We start from the raw sequence: 17,106 nt of genomic DNA, 5'->3' as shown, positions 1-17,106 counted from the left end.
TTTGATCATGAAAGCCACTAAAATTCCACCAACTCTTGATCCGTTAAAGGATCAATCAGTTTGACAAAGTGAAAGTTCGATCCATCGTAATCAAAGACTAAGATGGCGCAATTGCCTGGACAAGACTGAAAGGCACGCTCCGGCTCCACAGCATGAAGAAAAGTCATCAAGGCTCCTGCGTGACTGACAGCCAAAATAGATTGGTTAGGATGTTTATCCACTATCTCTCTTGCACCGTTTACCACTCGTTCTACAAACTGATCTTGACTTTCCCCACCAAACTGAGCATAATGGTCACCGAAATGCCCCTGAATTTGAATTTTAGGATGAAGATACTCTGGCTGACCTTCAAAAATACCAAAATGCATCTCTTTAAGTCCCTTAACACGTTTATAATCAGTACGCCCAGTAGCCAATTCAAGCGTATCAGAAGCTCTTTCAGTAGTCGTGCAATAATACTGATCAAAAGTCAAACCATGTTTTTCAAAATAGGCACGCACCTGACGAGCTTGTTCCTGACCTTTTTCAGTCAAAGGGGAATCACACCAACCTTGAATTCGATTGAGTGTGTTAAAAAGTGTTTGTCCATGTCGCATTAAATAGAATCGTGTCATACTTCACCTCCATAGATATACTCTTCTTCTACTGGATTATAAACTGAGACCAGATCAAATTGACCTTGGTCATAAGTAAAGTGTAAAATACAACAATTTTTAAGACCACGAATATCTGGAACAGGATCTAAAACACGTCTACAGAATTGCAAAATAGATGGACCATGACTAACCAGCAAGGACTTAGAACCATCGGCCACACTCTCCATGATGGCCCTAATCGTCAACTCCATACGATCCCGGACCTGGCTCGTACTCTCGCCACCAAATTGAACAAAGTAATCACCAAAGCCTTGTCCATCAGGTAAGGTTTTAGGAGTAAGATACTCTGGCTGCCCTTCAAAAGCACCAAAATCCTGTCCTTTAAGACCTTTAAGTCTTTCATAATCTGTTCGTCCAGTCACAATTTCTAAAGTATCGCTAGCTCTCTCAGAGGTTGACGTAAAGACATGATCAAAAATTGGCTCTTGCTTGGCTAGATACTGACCAGCCTTTTTAGCCTGTTCAATCCCGACTTCCGTCAAAGGGGCATCGCAGACCCCCTGAAGCCTATGCTGAACATTAAATCGTGTTTGCCCATGCCTCATTAAATAAAATTCTTTCATAATGTTACCTCTAAACCAGAAATCGGATCAATCACCTGAAGAAGCTCCATTTGTCCTTGGTTATAATCATAAACACAAATATTACAATTCCCAAAACGTACTCCTTCAGGAAAGGCTAAGTCCATGGTAATGATTAATCCCCATAAAGCCGCCCCATGACTGACAAATAGTAGATTCTCAGCACCATCTTTAGTGTGTTCTTCTGCTTTTTCTAAAACAGTCTTTAAAACTCTCTGTCCAACCTTGCGAATATCTTCGCCACCGTATGGGACCAAGAGATCTTCAAAGGATCGTGAACCTGGACGATGTTTGGGTAGGAGATGCTCTGGTTGAGCTTCAAAAGACCCAAAATTCATTTCTTTTATTCCCTTGAGCTGGATTACAGTGTACTCAGGCGCCACAATCTTTGCTGTGTCAGTTGCTCTCTCTTGCGTAGATGAATAGACAGCATCAAAAGAAATACCTTTCTTTGCAAAGTACTGCTTAGCTTGTTCTGCCTGACAGATTCCATTTTCAGTTAGGGGAGAGTCACACCATCCCTGAACACGCTTTTGTGTATTAAATAATGTCTCACCATGTCGCATTAAATATAATTTCATTACTTTAACACCCTTTTTTAATATAAACCTAAATAATCTTCTAAGATAGTCAAGACACCTTGATCCTTATGATGCGGTGCTACTTGGTCTGCCACTTGCAAAAGAGCAGGGCTGGCATTTTCCATCGCATAAGAATGACTAGCCATACGCAGGAGCTCAATATCATTGTCACCATCACCAAAAGCCATAACATTTGCCTCATTCAAGTTCCAATGGTTAAGAAGCTGCTTAAGTCCCCAAGCCTTGTGCATGCCTTTTTGAATGAAGTCAATAGCACCAAAACCGCTTGGAACAGCGACAAGATTACCATCAAAATCACGATTAAAGGCTTGCGAAACCTGATTAGCCTCTTCAGGACTCAGCAACATGGTAATTTTGATGAAATCATCCTCTAAATCCTCCAACCTATTCAAACGTTGAATGGATGCTTCCATAGCGGCTTGCTCTTCTTCTGTTATCATCTCTTTACCGAAATGTAGTTTCGTTCCTGATAGCATATAAGCAGATTTGGACCCATTAAATATAGTCGGTTTATCTAACAAATCATAATTAAAATAGCTTAGCAAGTTTTCAACATCATTTGATGCCATAAACTCCTGACACAGAAGCTTGCCATAGCTAACCACCTGACCACCATTTTCGGCGACAAAATGCAGGCGGTCAAAAGTCTCCGCAAACATCGGTTTAAGGCGACTCATACTATTACCTGATGCAACAACAAAGTGCATATCACACGCAGCCATGGCATCCAAAATCTGACTAAAACGCTCCTTATCATAGCTCCCTTTATCGTCTAAAAATGTTCCATCCATATCTGATGCAATCACCTTAATGGTCATAAAGCACCTCCTTGACTAACTTATCCCTATTATAACCCTTTTGGAAAACGCTTACCAGTACCATACTAGGAAAAACTGATACTATTCTTGGATATTTAATGGTCTTAGGATTGTTTTGTAAGCCTAGATTGTTTATAATTATAGTATGAAATTGAAGAATATTTTAAGAATACTATTTTCTCTTCTAATGATAGGTGCCATAGTTGGTGGACTGCTCTACCTCACCATCTATTTCAACAATCGAGATATTAAGAAGCTTTCCATGCCATCAAATAAGGATGGATTGAACTTCACCATAAAGAATAAAGAGCTCTTAGATCAATCTGTCTTACTTGAAAAAGGCAATATTAAAAATGTAGACATGCAGATTCTCTCCTTCAAGAAGGACGGAAAGTATGTCCTACAAAAAGGAAGAACCGAAGATAATAATCCTGAACTCACAGAGCAAAGTATTAAGTACGAAGCTAAGCGACGAGAAGCTCTTGCTCTTATTAACTCTGGTTTTTGGTCTTACGAAGGGCTAGATCGTCCTTTCGCTCAAAAAGAAATCGAATTGGGCAAAACAGGCCTTCTATATGGAGATGATCAAAATAATATCACTGCCGGAACCTATCCAAATATCGACACAGCTAAAATGTTTACCCACATGGGAAGCAACGGTTGGGATACAGGTGCCTTTGGTATTCTCATTAAAGATAAAAAAGTAGATAAAACCTGGGAAAAAGGTGATCCTGACCAACCAAATGCTCGTTCCATTTACGTAGAGACCTATGATGGTATTATCCGTATTATCCAAACCTATGGCCACAACTCCCTTAATAAGGGCTTGAATCACGAAGACGTCTATAAGCTTTTAAAAAATATAGGCTACTGTAATATTCGTCTTGCCTTCCTACTAGATGGTGGTGGAACGACTCGTATGTACACGCGATCTGATAATGGTAAGGAAAAGGTTGCTGGTGCCTTTGTCGACAATAGAACCTATATTGAGTACCTCTACCTCACCAAGCGTGATACTAATGCTGCTGATCCAAATATATGGCGTGATCCAGAGCTCGTAAAAGTAGGTAAATCCAAGTCAATCACTTATGACGACTATATTGAAGCAATCTATTCAAATGGAAAAGTTCCAGGAACCCAATACCAGTTTGAAGTCTCCAAATAATGCAAAAAATCCTCACTAAAATGAGGATTTTTTATCTTATTTTAAATTGTTCAATGCAGTAAGTAGGTAGTGACCATCACGAATACCTTTACCGATACGCTTGGTGTTTTCAACCAAATCTTGGTAATCAGTATCTGAAAGATTGTCAATTGTCGCCTTCAATTCATGAAGTGACTCTACTGCAATTCCACAGCCGTTCTCAAGCACAAAATGAGATAAGGCTGACTGTTTCCAAACGACAAGCGGGAATCCTGAGGCCAAGTAAAGTGACGCCTTGTGAGAGTTGTTATAGCGAAGGTACTCGCCGAAAACACCACTACATGTCTCAGCACTGTCGCCATCCCAGACAAGCCCAAAACCACCCTCAAGAGCTGCAGGAAGCTCATCAGGTAGGAAGGAACCAAAGTAGTTCTCATTCTCAAGAGCTCTGCTTTCGTCGAAGCCGACACCATAAAGGTTATAAGCAGGTTCTGCAGGAAGAGAGTAAAGATAACCAGCTTTTTCTTGTGCCAAGTTACCAGCTACAATAATTGGCTGATTCTTCGTGAAACCTGTCTTCTCTTGGAAATTTGGAATCAAATAGTCAAAAATACCAAGACTGACAATCTTATCTTCTGCAACCCCTTTATCCACTAAAACAGATTTCATAATTGGATTGTGGGCAATGATACCATCAGCAGCACCAAGAAGACCTGATTCTTGAATTTGAATGCGAACCTTATGCTTCAATGGGAAATTCTCAACATTGATATAACGAAGAGCTTCTAAATCGTGGATAATAAAATTAACTTTTACGCCTTTTTTCTGTGCTTTCTTTACATGATGTGTTGTGAAAAAGCTATGATGAAGCATTGGGAACTGGATAAGTAACTCATCACCTTGCTTTAGTTCATTTAAGGCCTGATCAAAAGCCTTAGATTTATGAAGCTGTGCTTTAAGTGTACTCATCTCGTACCAATTATCAACTGAAAGAACCAAGGCTTGATAACCTTCTCTCTTTACAATTTCTTCAACATCATTCCGTGCCTTATTACCGGCATTTTTAACATTGTTATCGTGTAAAAATTCTTCTTTTAAATAGTATTTCATCTCTTATTTCTCATTTTTCAAAAGCTGATTTTTCAGGATAGCGTTCTTTCAAGATTTCCTTAAAACGAAGGATATTCTCCTCTTTAAAGTCAACATCATCATTCACACAAAGCAGTTTTTTATGTTTATCTTTAAAGATACTCTCTAACCTATCAACTTGATTCAGATCTATCGACTCTCCAAAATTCTTTGACATAGGATAAAACTGATTACTTTCAATTTGCCAATGCTGACAGATGTATTGATTGACGTCTACTCCATAGTCTCTAATTTTATTTCGTGACGTTTTATCTAATGTTGGTCCCTCAATTTCCCACAAATGTGCTAAGGTACTCTTTTTCATCGGAACAGGTAAATGCTGGTTTACATATCCCGTAGGTCCCCATGGCAAGAGTAACAGGTTTTTCAAAATCAAGGACCCATAACGGTAATTAAAGAATTTCCAAGGTGAAGATTTCAAAGCCTTCTTATTAGGAAAATGACGATAGATCAATTCAACATTATTGTGATAAGTATTCGTAAATGGTGACCAAGGAACCAAAGCATCATATACAGCTAAAAGCTTAGGTTGCCCATTCTTATAAAAATCTGAAGGCTGACTATCTTTAATCAAGTACATATCATCATTGAAATAGAGATAGTTTTCCGACAAGCCTTCGATACGATGGAGATTAAGCTCAATTGCTGCTGAATTGTAAGTAGGTAAATACTCTTTAGGGATAAATTCCTTATGAGTTACCAATTTAAGTTTTGGATGCTCCAAGTTCAACCATTCAGGTTTTTGTCCATTGGTGACTAAGTAAACACGATTTACCCAAGGAGCATGCTTTTCAATCATTCGAAACCAGTAATTAAAAATGCCATAATCACGATAACGTTGCTCTCCATCAATTTCTTGGTCCAAATCTGCAACTTGACCAATCACAGCTTGCTTCTCACGGATAAACTCTGGATCACTACCATCAACCCAGAGAACAACGATATCAATCTTTTCTTGTGTCATTTAGTAAATTCTTTCTCAACGACTTCCAAGGCACGCTCAATGACCACGTGCATGTCGTAGTATTTATAATCTGCAAGACGACCACAGAAGATAACCTTGTCATTTTTCTCAGCTTCTTCTTGGTACTTAGCAAACATGGCATTGTTCTTTTCATCATTGATTGGGTAATATGGTTCATCTCCACGTTTCCAATCAGCTGGGTATTCACGTGTAATAACTGTCTTAGGTTGTGTACCATACTCAAAGTGCTTATGCTCAATGATACGAGTATAAGGAATCTTACGCTCTGTGTAGTTGACCACGGCATTTCCTTGATGATTTTCTTCATCCAAGACTTCGTGTTCAAAACGAAGACTGCGATACTCCAACTCACCATGTTTATAATCAAAGTACTGGTCAATCATTCCTGTAAAGACAACTTTTTCAGCTGAAGCTTCAAGCTCTTCACGATTGGCAAAGAAGTCGACTCCAAGCTCTACTTCTACATCTCCAAGCATATTTTCAATGATGACATTGTAACCACCGATCGGAATTCCTTGGTAACGGTCATTAAAGTAGTTATTATCAAAAGTCAAACGGACTGGGAGACGTTTGATGATAAATGGTGGAAGGTCTGTGGCAGAACGTCCCCATTGTTTTTCAGTGTATCCCTTAATCAACTTTTCGTAGATATCTGGGCCAATCAACTTGATAGCTTGTTCTTCCAAGTTTTTAGGCTCAACATCTTTCATATCAGCCGTTTGCTCAGCTATCTTGTCCTTAACTTCTTGCGGAGTCTTAGTGCCCCACATAGCATAAAATGTATTCATGTTAAATGGAAGGTTGTAAAGACTGCCCTTGTAGTTAGCAATTGGTGAGTTGATATAGTTATTAAACTCAGCAAATTGGTTGACATAATCCCAAACTTTTTTATTTGAGGTATGGAAAATGTGAGCACCATACTTGTGAACGTTGATACCTTCAACATCTTCACAGTAAATATTGCCACCGATGTGATCACGCTTGTCAATCACTTTTACTTTTTTGCCACGTTTTGTAGCTTCATGTGCGAAGATTGCTCCAGACAAACCAGCACCAACGATAAGATAATCGTACATTATAAACTCCTTTTTATAATTTAACTATTCGATTGATATAAGGGATTTTCATTAATATCATACTTATTAGAAAACTAATCACTAATGTGAAAACAGGGAAAAATAAGTGTGCACCTTCTATGTTAAACCCTATCAACTTTTGCCATATTTGCATAACATAGGTATGTATAATAAATACCCCCATCGTTTGGACTGATAACAAGTAGATCATTCTATGTTTAGAAGCATCAATGGTTAGCGTCAATAAGGTAAGAAATAGTCCTAAACTAATTACTTTTACCAAAAGATTGTCATAAAAATATTCAGCAAAAAGATTATGATAAGTAGTTTTTGCTATGAAAAATAATATTATCGGTGAAATCAATAACAAAAGTATGCTAACTATTTTCATCCATCCCTTAAAGATTGATTTTAAATTATCTATATTGAATTGTGCTACAAAACCACCTAAAATGTAGTAAAAGAACCAAGTCCATAATCTAAACGTCTGTATAACATAAATTTGCACTGGCATTTGAAGCAAAAAATTTATCAATTCAAAAATCAAACCAATAATTGTTAATACAGATAGAAAGTATAAATAACTTCTTTTTGAATGTAAATACTTCTTCAATATCGGCAAGCATAAATAAATAAGTACTAGTGAGCCGAAAAACCAAAATTGGAAGAAATAACCCTTTTGTATCAAAGAAGCCAAAATTTTTTTAATTGGATTAATTGTGAAGTCTCTTTTAAGAAACCAAATGATAACGGTCCATGAAGACACTGTTATTAGAACCCATTTTATTTTATGTAGTATATAGGGATATGTTATCTTGCTCTTACCCAATAATAAATAACCATTTACCATAAAAAACAAGGGAATTGAATAAGTACCTAGATAATATAAATAAGATGAGTAATTCCATCGCCCTGTTTCCTTAAACCCTGGCATCATAGTATGAAGCAAAACAACTCCTATACAAGCAATTACTTTTATCAAGTCTAAGTTTATATTCCGTGTTTTCTTCATTCCTAATTTTTTCCTATTATTTCTTTTAATACTTTAACATCTACCACTTTCAAAACTAGAATAGCAAGAAGGTAAATGAGGCCACCAAGCACTGCATACACAAGAACATTTAAAGTAGGTGGAAAATGCAAGAATGGTTTTGCACTTAGCAACAAGCCATACATCATAGCAGATGCGCATACAATTTTTGCCATAGACTCAAGAATCGGTACTTCCTTGAGGTAAGGAAGGCTGAAGTACAATTGAATGAACCATACCAAAGCCTCTGTTAGAACTGATACAATTGAGGCCCCAACAAAGCCAAATGGAGGAATTAACAAGAGATTAAGTCCAACACTGACAACAGCCGGAATAGTCGTAGAGAGCATAAACTCACGATGTTTATTGTGTGGAATCAAAATCTGGATTCCCATAATATTTGTCCAACCAATAAAGAACATCCTAAAGACCATGATGGCAATGGCAATATTAGCTGCTTGGAAGTCCTTTCCTAGGAAAAAACTAACAAAGTCTTTATTGACAACCAAGAGACCAGCAATAATTGGGAAAATGACGAGATTATAAATCAAGAAAGAGAATTCATGCATCTTGTTAACAGCCCTATAGTCTCCACTAGACAAAAGACCAGATACCCTTGGAAGCATTACACTTCCCAATGAAGTCACCAACGTCAACAAAATATTAATTATTTTCAAAGCCTGATCATAAATCCCTACATCATTTGTCGATGACAAGGCACCCAACATTGTACGATCCAAAGTCACGTATAGTGAAATGGCAACCTGAGGGAGAAACAGCAAAATAACAGGTTTAAGATGTTTCTTAGCATAGGATAAATCAAATTGTGGTTCTCCAATGTAAGGTCTCGCTGGTAACCACATACTTAATTGCCCAAGCAATTCAAAGAAGGTCAATAGGAAAACATAGAGATACAAATCACCAGGTGTTTTCACAAATAGGAAGATAGAAATAACTCCTAAAACCTTTACCGTTGTATTCCTTGCGGTAATACGACGAAAATCCTCCAAACCTTGGAATAACCAAGAAATATCCATTCCTTTCGATATCAAGCTTAATCCTAAGATATAAGCCACCATATTTTGCATACCAGGAAAGAACAAACATAATGATGTATACAAGATAAGAGACAAAATAGTCGCAATCAATTGGAGGGTATAAATACCCCAGAAATTTTTACGAATATCCTTTCGATGTCCTGAAATCTCTTTAGTACCATAGTTAGCAACACCTAAAGTTGCCAAAAGAATAAAGTAGGTCACAATCGAATTAAAGTAACCATAAGTACCTAAATCCTTTGAACTAAAAATCCTAGTAACATAAGGTGTCGTAATGATTGGTAAAACAATGACCAGTAATTGATAGGAAAGATTGTAGGCGTAATTTTTTAAAACTTTCATATGTATATGACTCTGTTTAGACTTTCTTGATGATATACCTCTGTTTCAATTACAAAAAATCTTTATCAGTCTTCATCACAAAGAGTCGACTAATCAATAAGATAAGAGGTGAGTAACGAAGAACAAGCATTTGCGGATCAAACATGCCATGAATAATCATAACACCTAAGCAAGCAAGGACAATATCTTTTCGATTAGTCACAAAATAATTCATGACACGTGTTAAAGCAAATAACATAAATGCACTAACAGCCAATCCATCAATTACGAGTAACTGCACAAACGAGCTATCAATAAAGTTATAGTTGCTTGAAAAATTACCGAAGATGTCCATGGTTGTAAATGAAATTGGTCGACCTAATAAGGAAACTCCGAAGTTTCGGAATCCTTGAACACTAAGTCTTAGACGATTATGTGTAAATTGGTCAACAAGATGGAATAAATCACCAGTTGAATAGAAACAGAAATAGAGGATTATAGCCAATGCTATAATAAAACCATATTTGGCAAGATTTGCTGTTATAACATTTCTATCTATAAAATCAAATTTAAAGACCTTAAGACTAATTAAAGCATAAGTCAAAATCAAGAGACTTAGATAAAGTGGACTTGAGGTTGAGGTCTGTTGGTACATATAAAACGTAGCAAATAGTAGAGCTAACAACTCTATATAAGTAACCTTCTTCCCTCTAAACATAAGATAGCTACATAGGGCAAAAAACATACGTTGAGAAGCAAAGGAAACATAGTTAAATCCTAAACTATAACGATAACCACTATCAGCACTCATCAACATATTAGAAATAATGCCCATCTTACTAGCTAGAATAGTTACAAACAGCACTAAAAAGGTGGCGAAGGAGAAAGTCCCTAATAACTTCTTGAACTCTATATCCCTAGCTGAAAAAACCAACAGCAAAACATTAATATCAGGAAGACCATCTCGATTTTTTGACACAATTAACATGGTCAAGGTAAATAATAGGAAAATTATTAATTCCTTCAAGTGGTATCTGAAATAATTTATGGTATCAGGAAGATTAATGAGTTCCTTTATCGTAATCAAAACTATTGTAAAATATAGCAAGATACGATAGAGTGACAAAAAACCATCCACCCTTACAAAATAAGTTGTAGTTACCAGAGATGCAAATAATACCCAAATAAAAAGAGTAAATAAATAGATTTTCTCTGAGATAAAGCGACTGCTATTCACAAGTACTTTCCATACCTTTCAATTATTCTTATAAATGTTGTAATAACATCTGTATTTTTTTAAGATAAATCAGAACAACATACATTCGACATTTCAACAACAGTTTTATGAGTGGATTCAATGCAGAAGAATCATTCTTTATAAAATCCTCTATCTCTTGTCTTTCACATGTATCTTTAACGAGCTTAACTTTTCAATTTACAGATAAATCCTGTTTCGTTATATTGTAGATGTTACTCATCAGTATTCTTGCTTTTACAGTATTAACAAGCTCTGAACTATCCAAATTCCAGTCAGAAAGTAGATCATCAACCATCTTCAATTCTTGAAGTTGATACTGAAGACGTTTGGGGTTATAACCCGACATGGCGGAACCTTTTCTACCAATGACATAAACGTAGTAGGAATCTTGAGAAAGATAAATCTTGTTGACTTTACGATAAATATCAAGATTAAAACGAACATCTTCACCTAACTCATACTGCTCAAAAGAAAGGTTATTTTCAAGAAGAAATTCTCTGCGATATATCTTATTCCAAACTGTGTAAAGCATATCCGATAGGAATAGTTCTTTAAATATCTTGATAAAACCATCCTTTTCGTAATTCCCTTTAAATGGAAGTGACTTTTCAGTACGATGCTTCTCAGTTAAATCTTCCTAAAAAGAATTGTAATAACTAAAAACAGCCAAATCCAAATCTAACACTAGCTTATCAGCAAAATCAGCAAAGAGATTACCAACAAGATAATCATCACTATCAACAAAGTAGATAAACTCTCCCCTGGCTTTGGACAAGCCAAAATTACGTGCCGCACCAACACCATGGTTTTCAATATGATAGACTGAGATATTTGAGTACTCACTAGCATAAGTATCGCAAATACTACCACTACTATCTGTAGAACCGTTATCTATCAATATAATTTCCAAGTCATTATAACGATGAGAAAGAATACTTTTTACACAACGATTTATGTACTTTTCAACGTTATAGACTGGAATAATAACAGAGTATTTCAAATTAAACTCCTAAATCATTTCAGAAAATGTTTTGAATACTGAAGGCTAGTCTTAATACTTTAAGTCTAAACAGTATATATTTTAACTTATTTGGTTGGTCTTTCATTTGAGAAAGAGAAACACTATTCTTAACTAATTCTTGTTTTACTTCTTTAGTAATGTCTATATATTTTTTATCTAATTTAGATTTATATAAACTTGCCAAGATATGAGTCAAGCCATTCACATAATATAGCTGTAAAATTTGTATTTCTTCTTGATTCAATTGAGAACGAACAAAATCAGAATAGAAAATATCTTTATAAAATCCAAACATATCACTAAACTTCTGCTCTTTCCAAGACTGTGTAATGGAATCAGGATTATCAATTAAATAGTGATAATACTTTTGATTGGTAGCAAAGACATTTTTGGCTGAAAGAAAAAGCTTGTAATTGGTTCCCAAATCTTCATAATATTTTCCTTTCGGAAAAGAAATATTATTATCAATAAATAGAGACCTTTTATATATTTTGTCGTTTGCAAAACCTGTGATATAACTATGCTTTAGCATTTGGACAAAAGCATCTTTACCTTCAAACACTTGAGTTACTAATGGATCTGAAACTATAGCATCTTCTTCACCCTTCACAAACTCACGGTTAAAAGAAACAATCTCAAACTCTTGAGATTCCAGCACCTCTGCTAATTCTTTAAAAGTTTGTGGTTCAAGCCAGTCATCAGAATCAGGGAAATAAACATAGTCACCCTTTGCATGTAAAATCCCTGTATTGCGAGCTTCAGAAAGCCCTCCATTTTCTTTATGAATTACTGAGATAAAGTCATAAACTTTAGCATAATCATCACAGATTTGAGGAGAACTATCAGTACTTCCGTCATCTACAAGTAAAATATCATAATTATGCCACTCTTGGACAAGAACGCTTTCTACACAACGTTTTAAATACTTTTCGACATTATATACTGGAATTACAACAGTTAAAAGTGGTTTCATGGATTCTTCACCTAAATTTTTTATTTTATGTTAAATCTTCTCCGCCCTTATTCAACCAAGTTACAACATTAAAATAGCGGTGGTAAGTTTTCAAATCAATCCCAACATGTCCTTGCTTCTCAGCTGATTTAAAATGGACCAATGAAGGTAGATCACTGTAATTCTTCGAAGAGAAAATCACCTTACTCTTGTATGGAAGCTCTTCGAACTCTTTCATCAGCTCGTAGTACAAGCATCATTATCATTGAACTTGAAATACAAATTATCCCAATGTATTCTCTTCAAATGGCGGTTCCATTTTTGAGTTGCTTCCTCTTCATCAGCATAATGCAGGAAATGAAGTTCAATATCATCAAGAAGTGCTAAAGGATAGGCATTATCAAAGTCTTTGATGTATTTCGATTCCTTAACAAATGTCAAAGAGATACTACCACTCAAATAGTGTTTTAAATTCTTAAGCATCTTGATGTAATCAGGAGAAAAGACAAACATCCCTACAAATGGTGTTTGATAAGGTAAGCCCAATTCCTGATAGACTTTTCCAGCCCAACAATTATCACAAATGATCGTAAAATTTTTATTCTTAAGTCTTCGTCTAGGAATAAAATTAATAATTGGATAAACGATTGGTTATAATTTATTTTTTAGTGTTTCACTGTTCATATTAGTACTTCTTAGAACTTCTTTTTATTTCTTATATAACTCCGAGAAATTACGAATATAACTTTGTAATGAAAAGAGTTCTGTTTGGCGTTTGACAGAGGCCTTGCCAAATTGTTCTCTCTTCTCAGCGTTATCAGCTAATTCTTGAATAGCTTTAGACAATTCTGCAGGATGATTTGGTGTGGCAAGAAGGCCGTTTTCGCCTTCTTTAACCATTTCACAGACACCACCATGACGGTAGCCGACTACAGGTTTGCCACAAGCCATTGATTCGAGAACTACGGTTGGTAGGGGATCTGGATTGGTACTTGGCAAGACAAAGATATCAAACATATTATAGAGCTCTGTTGTCTTACTATAATAATCGATACGCTTGATTTGTCCAGCTACTGGTGAGTCTGATATTGCCTTTTCCAACTCATCAACACGCCACTCTTCACCTTCAAAAGCACTCCCTGCCAGAAAGGCTACTGCTTTTGGATTAGCCTTTAAGATTGGAGTCAATGCTTCCAAGAAATCGCCTTGACCTTTCCAAGCATTCACTCGACCAACCATTCCGATAACCAAAGCATCCTGTGCGATACCAAACTGGTCACGAACTGCGCTGGCATCCATTTCATGATAGACGGCATTGTCAACACCATTATAGATGACCTGAACTTGGTCATTTTTTACAAAGCGAGACTGCTTCACGTGGTTGGCCACAGCATTTGAAACTGTCACAATCGTATCAGCATAACGTCCCATCAAAAAGTTGATGAAATCAGAGATTGCTTTTGGTTTGACGATAATCTCGTGAACATGCCAAATCAAAGGAAGTTTCAACTTACGTTTGAGATAAATTCCCTCAAGTACCGCAGTCGTATTATTGTGAATAAGAGTAATGCCATTTTCCTTAGCATATTTAGCAATTTGCTTTGAATAACGATTATAAGAACCAAAATACTCAAGAATTCCCTTAGGATTAAAATATTTACGGCGCAAGATTGGATAATCGATAACTTTTACCTTAGCCCCAACCTTTTTCAATGCACTCACTAAGACACCATCGTTAGGCAAGATGACATGAGCTTCAAAGGCATCTTTATCCAACCCCTTAATAAGCTCCAACAAAACCTTGTCAGCACCATACATTTCGGCACCAGCGTGAAGATATAAAATTTTCTGCATTTCTATCCTTTAAATACTTTCTCGTAGTCTGTAACAATTTTTTCCCAAGTAAAGGCTTCAGCGATACGTTTACTTGATTTTTGATTAAGGTCTTCGATAGCTTGTTCATCCAATTGCTCAGCTTGATCAATGACACTTGCCAATTGGTCTTTCTTCCAATAGAGAGCACCATCTTCACCGACTTCACGGTTAAAGCCAACATCCAACAAGAGGTTGAGCTTAGTAGACTCAAGAGCCTCAAGAAGGGATGGATTGGTACCACCTACTTCATGACCATGGAAGTAAGCAAAAGCATTCTCACGAATGTATTTGAGCAATTCTTGGTCATAGACAGTCCCGACAAACTTCACACGAGGATCCTTGTCAAAACCAGTTTCCTGACGCAATTTGTCATAGAACTTGTTTTCTTCAACATTGGTAATGAGAACAAAGTCCTTGTCAGACTTAGATGCCATAAAACCACGAATCATTGCTTCATAGTTATTCTCAGGCACGAAGCGTCCTACAACTAGGTAATAATTGTTTTCAATGACACCCTTTTCAAAATACCATGTGCGAACCTTATCATCAACCTTAGTCAATCGAGATTTAGTTGTGTCTGTCCCATAGGCAATATAGGTTGTTTGAGGACGATACTTCGCATAATCCTTTTGAATATATGATTCAATGTTCTTACTATCACAAATCAAGAAATCTGCATGTTTTACCATGAGTTGCTCTGAGATTTTCCAATACTTACGAACTGGAAGGCTCCATTTTGCACGAAGCCATTCATGACCATCTGGGTTAACCATAAGGGTACCACCAATAGCCTTGATTTTCTTTTTAATACCTGAGATAAAAGGACCAATTCGGCAGGCCAAAACATAAAAGATTGGTGCTTGATCATTATTTTCCTTAGCAATTTCAATGGCCTTATTGAGAGCTGCGATATCATAAGCGATGGCACGTGCAGGCCCAATATTTGGGACGTCAATATTGTAGCATTTAGCACCATTATGTTCGAAAGTGTCTGCTGTAATACCTGATTTAGCAGAGTTTTCACGCATACAAGCTACATAGTATTGGATATCTTTGTCTTGTTGGAACTCAGTTAACTTCTCAACAAAGGTCTCAAATCCACCATATTTTGCTGGAATTCCCTTAGAACCAACGATATAAACTGTTTTTGTCATTTAATCACCATTAAAAGAAATGGAGAAAGCCATCACTTTGCTCCATCCTTCATTACTACTACTTTAATTGTTTTCAATAAGATTTTGATATCGCGCCAGATTGTCCATCCGTCCATATAAGCAACGTCTAGTTTTACAACTTCATCAAAATCCGTAATTTCACTTCGACCGCTTACTTGCCAAAGACCAGTAATTCCTGGTTTAAAGCTGAGGCGACGTTTTTGTTCAGGTGTATAAGATTCGTACTCATCCAAGGTTGGTGGACGTGTCCCTACTAAGCTCATATCACCTTTTAGAACATTCCAAAATTGTGGAAGTTCATCAAGACTCGTTTTACGAATGAAATGTCCGATTTTGGTAATACGTGGATCATTGTCCATCTTAAACATACCACCAGACATTTGATTCTGTGCCATCAAATTCTTCTTGATTTCTTCAGCATCTACTCTCATAGAACGGAATTTATAAAACTTGAAGATACGTCCATTCTCACCTACACGATCTTGAGCAAAAATGGCTGGTCCACCATCTTTACGAATAAGTGGATAAAGGAAGATTCCAACAATCCCACAGAGCACCAAACCAACTAGAGCTCCACAGATATCAAGGAAGCGTTTCGCCAAGATATCTCCATAGCTATAAAAATGCGTTGAAAAGGTAACAACCTTGAAAGGACCCAATTGTTGGATACGTTTTTCACCCTGACTCATAAATTCAAAGGCATTCAAATTAATGGATACCGGAATTCCCATGAGCTCAAAAGGTGATGCATAATCCCAAATCTTATACTGCTCACTTGGCAGATTAATCAAAACTTGGTCTACCACTGAGTGAGTCGCATATTCAATCAAATTTTCAGGTTTAACACTCTTGATAAATGGATCAGAGAAATAAGGATTATCCAAGACACAAACTGCTGTAATCCTACCATCCATATTGTCCTTCATACGAGATAAAACATTATCAAGACGTGCCTGATCAGAAATCAAAAGAATATTCTTGTTACTTTTACGACGTGTATAGATAGAAGAGCGGAAATACTTAAGAACAGTATTTGTAACGTATAAGAGAACACCTGAAATCAGAGTAACATAAAGAAGTCCGCGACGTGAGATAGAAAAACTTCCATCTGCAAAAAACGAGAGGAAAGTTGCAATTAGAGCAAATATGAAACAATATTTGACAGTTGCAATGAGTTCATCCAAGTAGCCTCTATACTTAAGATTTTCATAATAACTACTGATATAGTAAGACACTACATGTACGACACCTAAAAGGACAATGCTTCCTTGGGTAATCTCTGTATATGGTATTTTACTAGCTACCATGGCTGCAAAAACAACCACAACCAACTGTATAATACCAATTTCAATGCGACGAATTTCTTGTTTTTCTTTCACTCTAAACCCCTTTTTAATCTGTTAAG

Annotated in this window: 15 protein-coding genes and 2 pseudogenes; 1 reads left to right on the top strand and 16 read right to left on the bottom strand. The window is 36.4% G+C overall.

The annotated features are described in order from the left end of the window. Window positions 1-17 precede the first annotated feature (17 nt). The 4 genes from ACWPVZ_RS07140 to ACWPVZ_RS07125 are packed head-to-tail and all read right to left on the bottom strand — an operon-like array spanning window position 18 to window position 2,657. Entirely contained in the window at window positions 18-614 is a 597-nt protein-coding gene (locus tag ACWPVZ_RS07140; RefSeq protein ID WP_454381596.1) for a histidine phosphatase family protein, read from the bottom strand. Then, window positions 611-1,219 (bottom strand): histidine phosphatase family protein, encoded by a 609-nt coding sequence (locus ACWPVZ_RS07135; RefSeq protein WP_002890907.1) that lies wholly within the window; start codon window positions 1,217-1,219, stop codon window positions 611-613. Before ACWPVZ_RS07135 ends, ACWPVZ_RS07140 begins: the two co-directional genes overlap by 4 nt. Next, window positions 1,216-1,818, bottom strand: a complete 603-nt coding sequence (locus ACWPVZ_RS07130; protein ID WP_454381594.1) for a histidine phosphatase family protein — start codon at window positions 1,816-1,818, stop codon at window positions 1,216-1,218. Before ACWPVZ_RS07130 ends, ACWPVZ_RS07135 begins: the two co-directional genes overlap by 4 nt. A gap of 17 nt (window positions 1,819-1,835) precedes the next feature. Beyond that, window positions 1,836-2,657 carry a Cof-type HAD-IIB family hydrolase gene (locus tag ACWPVZ_RS07125; protein ID WP_454381592.1) on the bottom strand — a complete coding sequence of 274 codons (822 nt, stop codon included), beginning with the start codon at window positions 2,655-2,657 and terminating at the stop codon, window positions 1,836-1,838. A 145-nt stretch (window positions 2,658-2,802) separates the two neighbouring features. Between ACWPVZ_RS07125 and ACWPVZ_RS07120 the strand changes: the two genes are divergently transcribed. Continuing rightward, complete coding sequence (locus tag ACWPVZ_RS07120; protein ID WP_454381590.1) at window positions 2,803-3,822, top strand: phosphodiester glycosidase family protein; 1,020 nt, start codon at window positions 2,803-2,805, stop codon at window positions 3,820-3,822. 36 nt (window positions 3,823-3,858) lie between these two features. Here ACWPVZ_RS07120 and ACWPVZ_RS07115 read toward each other — a convergent pair whose 3' ends face one another. From ACWPVZ_RS07115 to ACWPVZ_RS07060, 12 genes and pseudogenes are all read right to left on the bottom strand, one after another. Continuing rightward, window positions 3,859-4,911, bottom strand: coding sequence for a galactofuranosyltransferase (locus ACWPVZ_RS07115; RefSeq protein ID WP_454381588.1), 1,053 nt, complete (start codon window positions 4,909-4,911; stop codon window positions 3,859-3,861). Window positions 4,912-4,921: 10 nt separating this feature from the next. Continuing rightward, on the bottom strand, window positions 4,922-5,914 hold the full coding sequence (locus tag ACWPVZ_RS07110; RefSeq protein WP_454381586.1) for a stealth family protein: 993 nt from the start codon (window positions 5,912-5,914) through the stop codon (window positions 4,922-4,924). Continuing rightward, on the bottom strand, window positions 5,911-7,011 hold the full coding sequence (gene glf / locus ACWPVZ_RS07105; protein WP_156246699.1) for a UDP-galactopyranose mutase: 1,101 nt from the start codon (window positions 7,009-7,011) through the stop codon (window positions 5,911-5,913). Before glf ends, ACWPVZ_RS07110 begins: the two co-directional genes overlap by 4 nt. Before the next feature lie 13 nt (window positions 7,012-7,024). Continuing rightward, a complete protein-coding gene (locus ACWPVZ_RS07100) occupies window positions 7,025-8,023 on the bottom strand; it encodes an acyltransferase (protein ID WP_454381583.1) in 999 nt (332 codons plus the stop codon). A 2-nt stretch (window positions 8,024-8,025) separates the two neighbouring features. Next, a complete protein-coding gene (locus tag ACWPVZ_RS07095; RefSeq protein WP_454381581.1) occupies window positions 8,026-9,441 on the bottom strand; it encodes a flippase in 1,416 nt (471 codons plus the stop codon). A 49-nt stretch (window positions 9,442-9,490) separates the two neighbouring features. Beyond that, a complete protein-coding gene (locus tag ACWPVZ_RS07090) occupies window positions 9,491-10,657 on the bottom strand; it encodes a polymerase (RefSeq protein WP_454381579.1) in 1,167 nt (388 codons plus the stop codon). Window positions 10,658-10,685: 28 nt separating this feature from the next. Further along, window positions 10,686-11,678, bottom strand: a pseudogene (locus ACWPVZ_RS07085) (glycosyltransferase family 2 protein). 19 nt (window positions 11,679-11,697) lie between these two features. After that, entirely contained in the window at window positions 11,698-12,672 is a 975-nt protein-coding gene (locus tag ACWPVZ_RS07080; protein WP_454381577.1) for a glycosyltransferase, read from the bottom strand. Window positions 12,673-12,697: 25 nt separating this feature from the next. Then, window positions 12,698-13,299: pseudogene (locus ACWPVZ_RS07075) on the bottom strand (DUF1919 domain-containing protein). A gap of 60 nt (window positions 13,300-13,359) precedes the next feature. After that, window positions 13,360-14,505 carry a glycosyltransferase family 4 protein gene (locus ACWPVZ_RS07070; protein WP_454381575.1) on the bottom strand — a complete coding sequence of 382 codons (1,146 nt, stop codon included), beginning with the start codon at window positions 14,503-14,505 and terminating at the stop codon, window positions 13,360-13,362. Between the two features lie 2 nt (window positions 14,506-14,507). After that, window positions 14,508-15,680, bottom strand: coding sequence for a beta 1-4 rhamnosyltransferase Cps2T (gene cps2T, locus ACWPVZ_RS07065; RefSeq protein WP_454381573.1), 1,173 nt, complete (start codon window positions 15,678-15,680; stop codon window positions 14,508-14,510). Window positions 15,681-15,712: 32 nt separating this feature from the next. Continuing rightward, complete coding sequence (locus tag ACWPVZ_RS07060) at window positions 15,713-17,080, bottom strand: sugar transferase (protein WP_454381571.1); 1,368 nt, start codon at window positions 17,078-17,080, stop codon at window positions 15,713-15,715. Between the last annotated feature and the right edge of the window lie 26 nt (window positions 17,081-17,106).

The organism is Streptococcus sp. Marseille-Q6379 (genome assembly GCF_965119505.1).
Note: the sequence above shows the minus strand (reverse complement) of the source record. Positions and strands in the feature narration are given on the sequence as shown.

Coding starts and splice junctions, on each gene's coding strand:
- ACWPVZ_RS07140 (WP_454381596.1), bottom strand. CDS start 614: ATGACACGATTCTATTTAATGCGACATGGACAAACACTTTTTAACACA.
- glf (WP_156246699.1), bottom strand. CDS start 7,011: ATGTACGATTATCTTATCGTTGGTGCTGGTTTGTCTGGAGCAATCTTC.
- ACWPVZ_RS07135 (WP_002890907.1), bottom strand. CDS start 1,219: ATGAAAGAATTTTATTTAATGAGGCATGGGCAAACACGATTTAATGTT.
- ACWPVZ_RS07095 (WP_454381581.1), bottom strand. CDS start 9,441: ATGAAAGTTTTAAAAAATTACGCCTACAATCTTTCCTATCAATTACTG.
- ACWPVZ_RS07100 (WP_454381583.1), bottom strand. CDS start 8,023: ATGAAGAAAACACGGAATATAAACTTAGACTTGATAAAAGTAATTGCT.
- ACWPVZ_RS07120 (WP_454381590.1), top strand. CDS start 2,803: ATGAAATTGAAGAATATTTTAAGAATACTATTTTCTCTTCTAATGATA.
- ACWPVZ_RS07080 (WP_454381577.1), bottom strand. CDS start 12,672: ATGAAACCACTTTTAACTGTTGTAATTCCAGTATATAATGTCGAAAAG.
- ACWPVZ_RS07115 (WP_454381588.1), bottom strand. CDS start 4,911: ATGAAATACTATTTAAAAGAAGAATTTTTACACGATAACAATGTTAAA.
- ACWPVZ_RS07125 (WP_454381592.1), bottom strand. CDS start 2,657: ATGACCATTAAGGTGATTGCATCAGATATGGATGGAACATTTTTAGAC.
- ACWPVZ_RS07110 (WP_454381586.1), bottom strand. CDS start 5,914: ATGACACAAGAAAAGATTGATATCGTTGTTCTCTGGGTTGATGGTAGT.
- ACWPVZ_RS07070 (WP_454381575.1), bottom strand. CDS start 14,505: ATGCAGAAAATTTTATATCTTCACGCTGGTGCCGAAATGTATGGTGCT.
- cps2T (WP_454381573.1), bottom strand. CDS start 15,680: ATGACAAAAACAGTTTATATCGTTGGTTCTAAGGGAATTCCAGCAAAA.
- ACWPVZ_RS07130 (WP_454381594.1), bottom strand. CDS start 1,818: ATGAAATTATATTTAATGCGACATGGTGAGACATTATTTAATACACAA.